The 13,069-nt window shown below is 51.1% G+C and carries 9 protein-coding genes; all 9 read right to left on the minus strand.

All coding sequences use genetic code 11. The features are described 5' to 3' along the window. Positions 1–13: 13 nt before the first annotated feature. Entirely contained in the window at positions 14–2,086 is a 2,073-nt protein-coding gene (locus tag C557_RS0102285) for an alpha-glucuronidase family glycosyl hydrolase (protein WP_018750201.1), read from the minus strand. 20 nt (positions 2,087–2,106) lie between these two features. After that, on the minus strand, positions 2,107–3,627 hold the full coding sequence (locus C557_RS0102290) for an extracellular solute-binding protein (protein WP_018750202.1): 1,521 nt from the start codon (positions 3,625–3,627) through the stop codon (positions 2,107–2,109). Positions 3,628–3,661: 34 nt separating this feature from the next. Further along, complete coding sequence (locus C557_RS0102295; RefSeq protein ID WP_018750203.1) at positions 3,662–4,516, minus strand: carbohydrate ABC transporter permease; 855 nt, start codon at positions 4,514–4,516, stop codon at positions 3,662–3,664. Positions 4,517–4,651: 135 nt separating this feature from the next. Beyond that, a complete protein-coding gene (locus C557_RS0102300; protein WP_018750204.1) occupies positions 4,652–5,605 on the minus strand; it encodes an ABC transporter permease in 954 nt (317 codons plus the stop codon). Positions 5,606–5,628: 23 nt separating this feature from the next. Further along, positions 5,629–6,384, minus strand: coding sequence for a response regulator transcription factor (locus C557_RS0102305; protein WP_018750205.1), 756 nt, complete (start codon positions 6,382–6,384; stop codon positions 5,629–5,631). After that, positions 6,377–8,176, minus strand: a complete 1,800-nt coding sequence (locus C557_RS0102310; protein WP_018750206.1) for a sensor histidine kinase — start codon at positions 8,174–8,176, stop codon at positions 6,377–6,379. Before C557_RS0102310 ends, C557_RS0102305 begins: the two co-directional genes overlap by 8 nt. A 529-nt stretch (positions 8,177–8,705) precedes the next feature. After that, positions 8,706–9,857 carry an MBL fold metallo-hydrolase gene (locus tag C557_RS0102315; RefSeq protein WP_018750207.1) on the minus strand — a complete coding sequence of 384 codons (1,152 nt, stop codon included), beginning with the start codon at positions 9,855–9,857 and terminating at the stop codon, positions 8,706–8,708. Between the two features lie 231 nt (positions 9,858–10,088). After that, the gene (locus C557_RS0102320; RefSeq protein ID WP_018750208.1) at positions 10,089–11,579 is read right to left on the minus strand and encodes a protein adenylyltransferase SelO; all 1,491 of its coding nucleotides are present in this window, start codon (positions 11,577–11,579) and stop codon (positions 10,089–10,091) included. A 414-nt stretch (positions 11,580–11,993) separates the two neighbouring features. Further along, positions 11,994–12,986, minus strand: coding sequence for an SseB family protein (locus C557_RS0102325; protein WP_018750209.1), 993 nt, complete (start codon positions 12,984–12,986; stop codon positions 11,994–11,996). Positions 12,987–13,069: the final 83 nt, after the last annotated feature.

Raw genomic sequence — 13,069 nt, forward strand, 5'->3', positions numbered from 1 at the left:
CTCTCTTCTGTTCCTAATAAATTGTTCGTCCGTGTTCGTCGGCCATACCCGATTTGCGAAAAAAATACGTATTGATTTGATCCCGCCATTCCAGGGCGTGCTGCGCCTGCTCCTGAAGCCGGGAACGAACATTTTCAAATTGCCCGGCGTCTATGCTTCCTTCCAGAGTCAGCCACTTCTCCAGAAAACCCGCTGCCTGCTCCGCACCGGCAAAATGCGTGTCGTAAATATGCTGAATGACCGTTTGACCGGAATGCAGCTTATGGGAGTATGGAACATGATGAAAAAACAGCAGCAATTCGTCCGGACAGGTATCCAGCGATTCATAAAGCTCTGCATAAGGCGGGTGATATTGAGACGTATATCCGGTTCCCGTCTTCACGGTTCGATCCACGCCTATTCCGTCCCTGTCGGCAAAATGATAGGTTCCCCACCGGGAATACTCGTAACCGTCGACGTTGGGCCCGTAATGATGATTCGGGTTGACCATCCAGCCAACGCCAAGCGGGGCCGTGTAATTTTCATAGGTCTGCCAGGAGTTCAGCAGAATATGCAGAATAATCTCTACTACCTTGGGCTTGGTCCCGAACGTCAGATAAATCCACTCTCTGGCAATCTGTTCGGGGGTCAGCTGCGGATTCCAGCTCAGACGGCCAAAGCCGTATAAATTGGCCTGGGCCAAAACATGCCCCGTCCAGTTCTCGTCATTCCCGATGTTGGATACAGCCGCAATGCCGCCTAATTTGCTGCCAAACAGCGTCCCGGATACTACCTTGGCTACCTCGGACCCTTCTCCGCGCGCAAAGGTGTCAAATTCCAGCACTTCCTTCCACTGTGGCACCAGGTAGCAGACATGTCTCGCCTGTCCGGTATATTCCTGGGCGATCTGCAGCTCCAGCATCTGATGGGTCGAGGGCAAGGCCCCGAACAACGGCGATACGGGCTCACGGACCTGAAAATCCATCGGTCCGTTCTTGATCTGCAGGATCACATTATCATGGAATCCGCCGTCAAGCGGGGTGAAATGATCATATGCTGCTCTGGCCCGGTCCGTGCTGCGATCGCGCCAGTCCTGCTGACAGTTGTAGACAAAGCAGCGCCAGATTACGATGCCTCCATAGGGCTGTAACGCTTCCGCCAGCATGTTCGCTCCATCAATATGGTTGCGTCCATACGTAAACGGCCCGGGACGCGATTCGGAATCCGCCTTGACGAGAAAACCGCCGAAATCAGGAATCACCCGGTAAATATCGCTGGCCGCCTTCCTCCACCACATTCTGACCTCTTCAACAAGCGGGTCAGCCACAGGCAAGTTCCCGACCTGAATCGGGCTGGCAAAATTGATGCTCAGGAACGTGGTAATCCCATATTCGCGGAAGACCTCAGCGACCCGGACCACCTCCGGCAGCTGCGACTCCGTGATCAGCATGGTTTCGTAATGATGGACATTCACATTGTTGATGGAGATCGCATTGATTCCCGTAGAGGAGAGCAGCCGCGCATAATCCTTGACGCGGGTTAAATCGCCGACAATCCGGTTATTTTCATAAAAAATGGATTGCCCCGCGTAACCTCGCTCAATGCTTCCATCCATGTTGTCCCACTGGTTGATCATCCTTAGTCCGTTCGAGGGGGATTCCTGAATATCCAGGTCCTCCAGCGTGCTTCCCATTTGCATAAGCCTGAGCAGGTGAAAAGCTGCATACAAGGCTCCGCGTTCCGATTTCCCGGCAACAAGCAGACACTTCCGCCCGTTCAAAGAGCAGGTTTTGAGCACATAACTATCTGGTGACGAGTCAGACAAGGGTGATAAAGCTTCGTCAATGGCGCCCGATTGTCCCCCGACTCCCAGCAGCATATAATGAGAGGCTTCCGGGTCCGACCTTCTTTGCGGCTCCACACCGATCAGCGATAACATGCCCTGCTGAAGCTCCGACACCGCCGATTCAAGCACAAGGCCGGCGGTGGCCGGGGAGACTAGCTCCCCGCACCATTTCCGGTATTCCTCAAGGCTTGCCGGATCAGTGACCGCCGCGTACCGCAGCCAGCATTTGTAAACCTCACTGTGATTGCCTGGCAATTGCATGAAAGTACCTCCACTTTTTGCTATTTCGATTTGGCCAATGCGGCGGCATACTCTTCAGCTACCTTGTCGCCGCCAACCTGCTTGAATTTCTCAAGCTGCTCCTTCCAGCCGTTCTCGTCCAGCTTGCCCATAATGAATTTCACCTTGGCGTCGATCAGAAGTTGCGTCAGTTCTGCACCACGTTCTGCCCAAGTATCGGATACCAGACTCATCGTCGGGTCCTTGACCGCATATTGTTCATTTTCTTTCTCCACCTGAATCACTTTCTCGGAGATCGGGTCGAGATCGCCTGGCGTTTTAATTGCTGTTAAAGGTACCGTAACGAGAGGCTTATTGTACGGGAAGGAAACCTCATCATCATAAAGCTCCTGGTTGAGACGAACCGCCTTCCCATCCTTCATTTCATAATGCTTGCCTTCAATTCCCCATTCCAGCAAGTCCGCCATTTCCTGATCCGCCAGCTTGTCAAAGAAAGTCAGCAGTTGCTTCAGCTCTTCTTCACTTTTTACGCTTGCTTTCGGAAACATCAGAATCCCGTTGGAGCCTCGGTCCGCAGATACTCTTTTTCCCTGCGGCCCTTCCAGCGCGCTGACAAAGTCCAGCTTTGCTTCGGGGTTCACTTTCTCGACACGGCTTTGAAAGCCAAGCACATTGTTGGTTGCGGCATTGATTACACCGGCTTTGCCGTTCTCCAGATTCCCTTCATTTTGTCCCACATCAATGGAGGCAAAATCCTTGTTAATCAGCCCTTCATCGTAAAGCCTTTTCATAAACTTGAGATATTCCAGGTATTCTGGCGTCTCTTCCGCTTTCACAAACTTCCCGTTGGTCTCGCTCCAATTGTTTGGAGCTCCAAAAGCCGGGCTGAAGTCGAAGGAGAGCGTATTATTGATGATCATAAGTGTAGCGCCTGTGGTATCATTTTTACCGTTGTTATCCGGGTCCTGCTCTGTGAACGCTTTTAACATCTGGTATAAATCGTCAACTGTTTGTGGCGGTTGCATGCCGAGATGATCAAGCCAGTCCTGACGGTACACGAACGTATAGCGAGATACAGGACGGAACCGTGGTATCCCGTACAATCGGCCTTCGATGGATACGTTGTCGTAGACGAGCTGCGGCATAGAGGCCAAATTCTTATAGTCTTTAATAAGATCGGTAATGTCCCAGAAGGCGCCGTTTTGGGCAGCCGTAATCAGATAGGACTGATTAGGCGCACCGCAGCTCGCCAGCACCTGCGGCAGTTCACCGGAGGCAATCATGACCGGCAGCTTGGTACAGAAGTCATTGCTGGAAATATGAGTGAAATCAAGCGATGTGTTCGTATATTTCTCCATGGCCTGCTCGACTTCGTTATCCTTTTGCGGAACTTCTTTTCCGTCAAAGTTCAAGGTCATCTTGATATTGAGCGGCTGATTGGCTGAGCCGGGGTCTGCCTGGCTGGCCTCGTTGGAGCCACACCCTGCCAGCAGAGAGCCGGCTAGAGCCAGAACAAGCATCGCCGCCCCCATTTTTTTCTGTATACTTTTTTTAAGTGTCATTCCTATTGCCTCCCTTTTGAATAACATCAATTTGTCAGCCCTTCACCGAGCCCATTAAAGCCCCTTTGGCAAAATGCTTTTGCAAAAACGGATAGACGATCATAATTGGCAGCGTCGAAACGACGATCACGGCCATTTTAACCCCCTGCCCATAGTAGGCTACACTCTCTGCTCCGTCTCCTGAGCCAAGTCCGCCGGAAGCCAGAATGACAATCTGTCTGAGAATCACCTGGACCGGCCATAGGTCCGGCGTATTGATATATAGAATGGCATTGAAATACTGATTCCAGATCCCTACCGCATAAAATAATCCAAAGGCAGCCATTGCAGGAAGCGACAGCGGCAGTACAATTCGCAGCAATACAATCAGTTCATGCGCACCATCGATTTTTGCGGATTCAAGCAATTCGTGCGGTACGTTGGAGAAGAAATCACGCATGACAATCAAATAAAATGCGCTGATCATCCCGGGAATAATCAAAGACCAGGTTGTATCCAGCATATGCAGATTCTTGACGACGAAATACGTAGGGATCATCCCCCCCTGGAATACCATCGTGAACAGAACCATCATAAGAATGCCGCTTCTTCCGGGCAGAACCTTGTAGGACAACGAGTACGCCATCAGCGCGCTTGTCAGCAAGCTGAGGAACGTTCCCGCCAGTGTAATGTATACGGAAACCCCGAGACTCTGCATAAATGTGTGAGTAGAAAAAATATACCGATAGGCGTCCAGGGAAAATTCAGTGGGCCACACCGTGTTCTGATTGGAAAACGAAGTGATCACTACATAAACAAAGGGTAAAAGCATGGCCAGCCCCACAAGGCTCAGCAACACATAGTTAAAAACGTCAAACAGTCTGCTCAGTAAGGTGGGATGGGTATGCATAGGCTCTCGCCTCCTTCCTAATAGAGGTTGTTCAAAAAGTCATCTTCCCCGGACGAAGCTGTTCGAGGAGTAAATTCGACATCGAATCTTGAATTCACCTGGGACTAGCTGTAAACCCGACTTTTAGAACTCGCATTAATAGATTCCTTCTTCGCCAAACATTTTGGCGATTTTGTTCGTGAGAACGACCAATATAAAGCCGATTACGGATTTGAACAAGCCTACGGCGGTACTATAGCTGAATTGTCCCTGCAGCAGCCCTACCCGGTACACATACGTATCAAATACTTCACCAACCTCGCGGTTAATCGCGTTCAGCATCAGGAAGATTTGTTCAAAGCCAAGATCCAGGAAGGTCCCCATCCGCAGGATAAACAGCACCACAATCACGCTGCGAATGGATGGAAGCGTAATATGCCACAGCAATCTGAACCGACTGGCCCCATCTATTCTTGCTGCTTCATACAGCTGCGTATTTACGCCTGCCAGCGCCGCCAGGAAAATAATTGTCCCCCAGCCGGCATCCTTCCAGATCAGCTGGAGAATAATGAGCGGGCGGAACCAGTCGGTGCTGGTCAGGAATTCAATCGACGGTCCGCCGAGAGCCGTAATGGCACTGTTGATGATACCGTTTTCAGTAGACAGCAGCACATAAGATATCCCGGCGATGACCACCCATGACAGGAAATGCGGCACATACACAAGCGTTTGCACCACTCTTTTGAAAGCTTCTTTTCTTATCTCATTCAAAAGCAGGGCGAGCACAATCGTGATCGGGAAATAGATCACCGTATTGTATAACCCCAGCAGGAGCGTATTGCGGAATAGCTGCCAGAATTCTTCCATACCGAAAAACCGCTGGAAATGCTCAAAGCCCACCCACTCGCTGCCCATAAGCCCCGCGTAGGGCTGATAATTTTTGAAGGCCATGATTAAGCCCCACAGCGGAACATACTTGAAAACAATAAAATACAGGATGCCTGGAAGCATAAACGCATACAACCAGCGATATCTCCAGACGGCGCCGAACCTGGAACGGCTTCCCAATCTCGGCTTCACTGCCCTTGCCTGGATTTTAGCTACATTCATAAAACCACCCCTATCATTTCAACCTAATCCTTCATATTTCTGTAGTCTCCGGGAGTAACTCCGCTCTCTTGCTTGAACACTTTATAGAAGTGAGCTTGACTTCTAAAGCCGATAGCTTTTGCGGCCTGCTCCAGCGGGAGGTTCGGCAGCTCGCGCAGAAGCTTTTTACCTTTTTCGATCCGAAATGCCCGCAAATATTGCACAAAGGTCTGTTGAGTCTCTCGCTTCAGCAAGCTGCATACATAGCTGGGATGAAGGTTCAGATACTCTGCTACGTCTTCCAGCGAAATATCCCTCATGTAATTGCCCTGGATAAAGTCTTTGAATCTGCGAATGTTATGATTGCTGTCCTGATCCTTCGCGGACTCTTCCGGGTCTGTTGCTGCTTGTACACGGCTTCTCTCCTCTACAATTTCCAGTGACAGCCGGTTCAGCAGATCCGAAAGCTCCAGAGGATCAACCGGTTTCAGCAAATAATCCGCAACCTGAAGGCGTACCGCCTTCCTGGCATAATCAAACGTCTCGTAACCGGTCAAAATAATAAATCTGGAAGCGGCCTTCTTGTCCGCAATGGACTGAATCAAGTCCAGTCCGTTTAGCTCTGGCATCTGGATATCCGTAATCAGAAGATCCGGTTTGAACTCTCCGACCATACGCAGCGCCTCCACACTGTCGCTAACCCCGACAATATCCGTAAACGGTGTCTTCAGCCGGCGAATGACATGCTGCAATCCCTGGACAATGATAGCTTCGTCGTCAACGATCATCAATTTAAGCATGGCGCGCCCACCCTCCTTTGACCAGATAAGCCGTAATCGTGGTTCCCTGTCCTTCGGTGCTCTGAATATCCAGTTGTGCCCTGCTGCCATAAAAAGCCTTAAGGCGTTCATTCACATTGTGCAGCCCCATGCCTCCAGAGGATGAGGTTGCCATCATCGTCTGCCGCCCTTCGAGCACTTCGCGGAGCATGGTCAGCCGCTCTGCAGGAATGCCCGCCCCGCTGTCGGAAATCCGCAGGAGGACCCCTGATTCCTCAGCCAACAGTTCCAGATGTAATCGCGCCGGTCCGCGAACATTTCGGAACCCGTGAAGAATGCTGTTCTCCACAAGGGGCTGAAGAATAAATCTTGGACAAGGCAATAGCAGTGCTTCCTCATCGACGGTAAACTCGGTGACCAGCTTATCCCCCATCCGAATACGGTGGATGTCAAGATAATGCCTGATATTTTCGAGTTCTTCGCCCAGCGTACTTTCATCCTTGGTGCTGGACAAGCTGTATCTTAGCAGCTTTCCCAGCTTCCAGCCGATGTCGGCCACTTCGTTGTCTTCGTTCATGGCTGCCAGCATACACATCGTCTCCAGCGTGTTGTACAGAAAATGTGGATTGATTTGTGCCTGCAGCATTTTGATCTCGGCTTCCTTCTTGAGCAGCTCCGTTTGCGTGACCACCTGCTTCAATTCATCTACTCTTCTGATCATTGCATTATAAGCAGATATCAGATAACCAATTTCATCCGTACTGCCATCGTCGGCCGGATATATCGCGTCTCTCGGATCATCGACCTTTCTCATATGGCGGGAAAAACGGACAAGCCGCAGCGTAATCGACGAAGCAATCGCAAAATACATGACCGATAACAACACAAGCAGCAACAAGCCAAGACCTGCGGCTATTCCAGTTTCTTTGCCAATATTCAATGCTTCCCGCGTTTTATAAGCCTCCACCAATATGAGATCAAAACGCTCAATACGAGCCGCACCAATCAGATAGCGATGGTCCTTCGTGTAAAAGCTGGCAATGCCTGACCCGGAAACACGAGACAATATTTCGCTTTGGGTTGCCTCATCAAGCTCCAGACCGGGGTCCTCAAACAACACGTGGTCGTTTGCGTCTGCAACCAACCGCAGCACCTCATCATTGGTTTGCTGTGTATTGAAAAACTGTCTGATCAACCCGTCGTTTAAGGTCAGTTGCAACAAGCCGACGGTACGTGTATAGCTGTTATTATACATTTTGTGTAAATAACGAATAGACGGCAGCCGATCACGTTCACCAGACGCTTCGTAAATCCATATCCCTCTGTTCGCAGGCAGCTGATCAACGGCTTCTATGTGCTCTTGAGCCGTAAATCTGGTGATATCCTCGATCTCGGGAGACAAAATAGGCACATTCGGATCGAATTTGTACATCGTAATTTTGTCGACTAGCTGGTTGGATATATAAGCAAAGGAAAACGTAGGGCCGATTTCTTGCTTATAAAGGTAAGCTTGATCCCAATCCTCGGCGCTAAAGCCTCCCAAATAGTCAATAAGACTGGTGTTGCTTTGAAACAGCGGATACATCGCCTCAATTTTGGTAAGATCCACCTCCAGGTTCCGGTATGCCTGCTCTATCATTTGCGTTTTGCCACTTTTGAAATGATCCAGTTGGTTCATATACATTTGTCGATAGAAGATGAAACCAACCACAGCAAAGGGAACGCAGATGAGCAGGATATAGCCGATAAACAGTTTGTGAACAAGACGCAGACTCCGAAGATAATCTGCAAACGCTTGCAAAATGGATTTCATAGCTCACACCTTCAGGCTTCAAAATAGTATTTAGCTATTAATTATGGCTCAAGACCGAAATCATTGCTTGTCATGTGCACGATGAAGCGCTGCGGGTTCGTAGGGTTCTTCCAATCGCTGCCCCTCATGGATTTTCCTGATTCAATAAATTCTTATAAGGTTGAAATCCATTCGCAAAGGCGACCACTTCGTTTCTCCAGAATCCCTACGACCCTCCGCTCTATAGATGCCTGTTGGCAAGCACTGATTTTTAAATTGAGCCTTAATTATAGCACGTTATTCTGAAAGCCAACGGATATTTGTATCCGCTTTCAGGAGCTTGATTTAATTATAGAATCGTCCTCTCACGTTCGATACTTCTAATTCGTAATATTTAACTCCTCATTTTTAAGGACTCAGGTAAAACCCATGCACTTCTTAATGGTTTCGGTATGCAAAAAAAGGGTATCCCCAAATACGACTTTGGGAATACCCTTGGAGACGAGACTATATGATCTATATAGTCTTCTTGTTCTATGAAATGTCCGCGTTAATTCCACCACGCGTTCGACTCTGCTGGGGCTGACGGGATTTCTTGAGATGTCGACTTCACAGGAGTCAACTCTGGAGTTGCCAACGCTTTAAGCGGCAGGATTTCGCCAATCTTGGGGGTAGCTATGGGCATGCCACTCATCCTCCCCTGCGCTACCACACGCCGAATCGGATCATCCCAATCATGCAGGGCAAGGGTAAATGCACCCCAATGAATAGGCAGCAGCCACTGCCCTTGCACGTCCAGACCAGCCTGAACCGTCTGCTCTGGCAACATATGAATATCGATCCAGCGGACATCATATTGACCGCATTCCATCAGAGCAAGGTCGAACGGGCCATATTTTTTACCAATTTGCTGAAAATGGGGGCCATATCCACTATCCCCGCTGAAAAATACCCGCTGCTCCGGTGAGCTAATTACCCAAGAGCACCACAGGCTGCGATCCTGCTTGCCCCTGCCTCTGCCCGAGTAATGGCGTGCTGGCGTGCAAACGAACTTAAGCCCCTCCCATTCCAGCTCATCCCACCAGTCATGCTCGCTGATCCGTTCCGGCTTCACCCCCCACCGTTCCAGATGGCAGCTCACGCCCAAGGGCACGATGAACCGCTTGGTCTTGTCCTTAAGCATGGTAATCGTCTTGTAGTCGAGGTGATCATAGTGGTCATGGGAAATTAACACGGCATCCACCCGGGGCAGCGCTTCCACAGCAAATGGGAGCTCGGGAGCATAACGTTTGCCGCCAAAGGGCGGAACCGGGGTGGGGGACGGCCCCAGCATAGGATCAAGCAGCAGCCGTTTGCCGCCAATATGTAGCAGCAAAGCCGAATGTCCCAGCCAAATAATGCTGTCTCCATTAGGCTTTGTCCATACCGAGGGTTCCACCTTCACGACCAGAAGGGGCCGGGTAGGGCGAATGCGATCGTTCCCCCGAATATAATCGCGTAACAGCGAAAATAAATTGCCGGGCGAAGCATGAAAGGAGCGGGTAGGCTCAGGATAGACGAATTTCTGACCGTCCCAATTCGGAGACTGGGCATACCGGCGAAGCTGCTCCGGCGATGGCTTGCCTCCAAAGGCCGGGTTCAGCCTAAGGAATAGCCAGATACCCAGGATGAGGATCCCGAGGGTAATGAGAAAAATAATCATGCGAATGACTGCTCCTTTGTTGTTGGCGGAATTATAAAAAGCTACGAGGAAGTGTGGTGAACCAATTGCCGGAGGTCCGGTATAGAGCTGAAACAGCGAAAGTGGTCGCCTTTAAACCGGATTTTAACCTTTTTAGGTTCAAGTATTTCATAGAATCGGGTTTAACAGCGAGTGTAGGCCCATGCGGTTGCAGGCTCCTATTGTTCACCACATCTTCATTTTCTATGTTCTTTAAGTACCGCAGAACGTGCGGTAAGGACGGTCACAGGCAGGTGGCGAGACTATATATTTTGCCTGCTCTTCTGTATGAGCGTAAGGCTCGGACCATATGGATAGCAGGCGATGCATTACGGTATAATCATCCCGCTCAACAGCGGCCTCCAAGGCTTCCTCTACCAGATGGTTGCGAGGAATGACCGCCGGGTTGCTGCTGAGCATGAGTTGGCGGGAGGCCTCCCGACTCTCCTCCTGTGCAGCCAGCCTGGTCTCCCACTGCTCCAGCCAGCTTGCCCATTCCGGTGTACCGGCCATCTTCGGCTCCTCCAGCCTGCCAAAGGTCAGCGCCAGAAACGTATTGGTGAAGTCTGCTTGATGAAGCTGCATCAATTCCAGCAAACGCTGAATCAAAGCCTCGTCTTCCGGCTGCTCGCCGAAGAGTCCCAGCTTCCCGCGCATGCCTTGCAGCCAGACCGCTTGGAAATGATCATGGAAAACCGTCAATTCCCTCTCGGCGAGCTTGACTGCTTCCCCGGTGTCCTCGTGCAGCAAAGATAAAAGACTCTCTGCCAGGCGGGCGAGATTCCACGCTCCCACCTTGGGTTGGTTGCCGTAGGCATACCGTCCGCCCGAATCGATGGAGCTGAACACGGTCGCCGGATCATAGGCGTCTATGAACGCGCAAGGTCCATAGTCGATCGTCTCGCCGCTGAGGGTCATGTTGTCGGTGTTCATGACGCCGTGGACGAAACCGACAAGCTGCCACTTGGCGATCAGCTCCGCCTGGCGGCGGATCACCGCCCGCAGCAGCGCGAGATAGCGGCCGTGCTCGTCGGCCGCAGCATCAGGGCCGGCAAGCTCCGCGTAGTGCCGGCCGATGACGTAGTCGGCGAGCGCGCGCACGTCGCTCGCCGTGCCGTATTGCGCGGCGTACTGGAACGTGCCGACGCGCACGTGGCTGGACGCGACGCGGGTGAGTACCGCGCCGCGCAGCTCTTGCTCGCGGACCACCAATTCCCCGGTGGTCACGACGGCCAGGCTGCGGGTGGTTGGAATGCGAAGCCCATGCATGGCTTCGCTGATGATGTACTCCCGCAGCATTGGCCCCAGCACGGCGCGGCCATCGCCGCCACGCGAGTAAGGCGTCCGGCCCGAGCCTTTGAGCTGGATGTCATACCGCTCGCCGGAAGGCGCGGTTTGTTCGCCCAGCAGCAAGGCCCGGCCGTCGCCCAGCATCGTGAAATACCCGAACTGATGCCCGGCGTAGGCCTGAGCCAGCGGCTCCGCCCCGGGCGGCAGTCCGTTGCCGGCCAGCACGGCAAGGTTCTCTTCGCTGCGCAGCGCCTCGGCATCCAGCCCAAGCTGCTCCGCAAGCTCCCGGTTCAGGACGACCGCCTGCGGCGACCGGACCGGCTTGGCCTCTTGACGGGTATAGAACATGTCGGGTAATTCCGTATAGCTGTTGCTCAGGTTCCAACCGGTGTTTTTTTTCCCGGACATCATCATAAATATCCTCCACTCTTTTGGTCTTTCGTGTTGTTTTGTTGTTTTGTTGTTTTGTTGTTTTGTTGTTTTGCGTTGTTGTGTTGTTGTGTTGTTGTGTTGTTGTGTTGTTGTGTTGTTGTTGGCTATTTTGCCGCGTGTTTGTGTTGCCGTGTCGCTTGCTATATAGATTGCTGAGCTGCATTATGGTGGCGAGCTACATGGCTAGCTGGAAATCCTCACGTTAATTTCTGCTTTTTCCTGAAAATCTGCTGTCTAGCTGGAATTCCTCCATATATTTTGCCTATTTTCGCCATAAATCAATCATTTCGCAGATATTAGCGGGAGAAATTCCATATAACTGGTGTCCTTCTGCAGCTTTCGCCTACATTAACAGGAGTTTTTCCAGTTCGTTCGGGAATGAAGCTCATCTCAGGACTAATATTCGCTGCTATCACGTGCCTTGCGGTACGCTTCAATCCGCTCCCGGTTGCCGGGATCAATGCGCAGGGCGACGCCCCGGCAGTTGATCACAATACCACTCATATTGGCAGATACCGCGAGCAGGTCCTCATAGGTGGCAATATTGCTGCTCCAGATGTGTTTGTCGTACACTTTTTCAAATTCGGGCCAGTCTGTGAACGCAGGCAACCAGGAGGATTCATCTTCGGCACTCAAGACGCCAAATTGAATCACAGTCCCTTCCTTTAACGTTTTGCGTCCTTCTGCATCAGCGATCGAGGGATTTGCTTCCTGTAACTGCATAGGCAACAGGTATCTGGCCTGAAGCACCTCATGAAGCATCTGCATTTCCAGCCCATTCAACAGTTGTTCTCTCGCTTCCTGGCTTCCGGATGGTGCATGAAGGCCCTGAAAAAATTGCAGGAGAGCTCGTTGCAACCCCGGATTGGTCACAGGAATATTAATCTCTGGCGTTTCACTCCAGTCCGGCGGCGGCAGCAGTTCATCGCGCTTGAGTTCCACATGATATTGTCCATTATCCAGTAAAATCCCCGGAAGTCCCCACACATGAAACAAACCCAGAGTAGGAAGGATCTCCTTCAGTCCAATTCTCTTCATTTCCAGCATGACAAGCTGTTGCATAAAATAATCCTGGGCACTGGCGGCAAATTCCTCCCGGGAAAAAATCCACACCCGGCCTTCACCATCAATGTACGGGTACTGCGTGGCTCTGTCGTATGCAACATAAAGTGCTTCGGCGGCCTTGAATTTATCGTGTAGGGTAGTGGTAAAGCTTTGGATACGTTCGTCGAGGTAAACATGAGGGAAGGCTTCTTCCTCTTTAAACCTGTTTGCGGTATGTATTAAAAAATTCAATTCCTGAATGGAGAGCTGACCTAGTTCCTCTACTACAAGCTCCGGGCTCAGAATAAATCTTCTGCCGATTTCATCCTTGCGTTCCTCATTCATCCTTAGGTTCCTCCCTTATCTGCTCTTTTACGTTGGTTTTAGTATAGCTTTGTTGGCTGGAGGGGGAAAGGGACCATAGATGC

It is taken from the genome of Paenibacillus sanguinis 2301083 = DSM 16941 (genome assembly GCF_000374825.1).
Taxonomy (GTDB): domain Bacteria; phylum Bacillota; class Bacilli; order Paenibacillales; family Paenibacillaceae; genus Fontibacillus; species Fontibacillus sanguinis.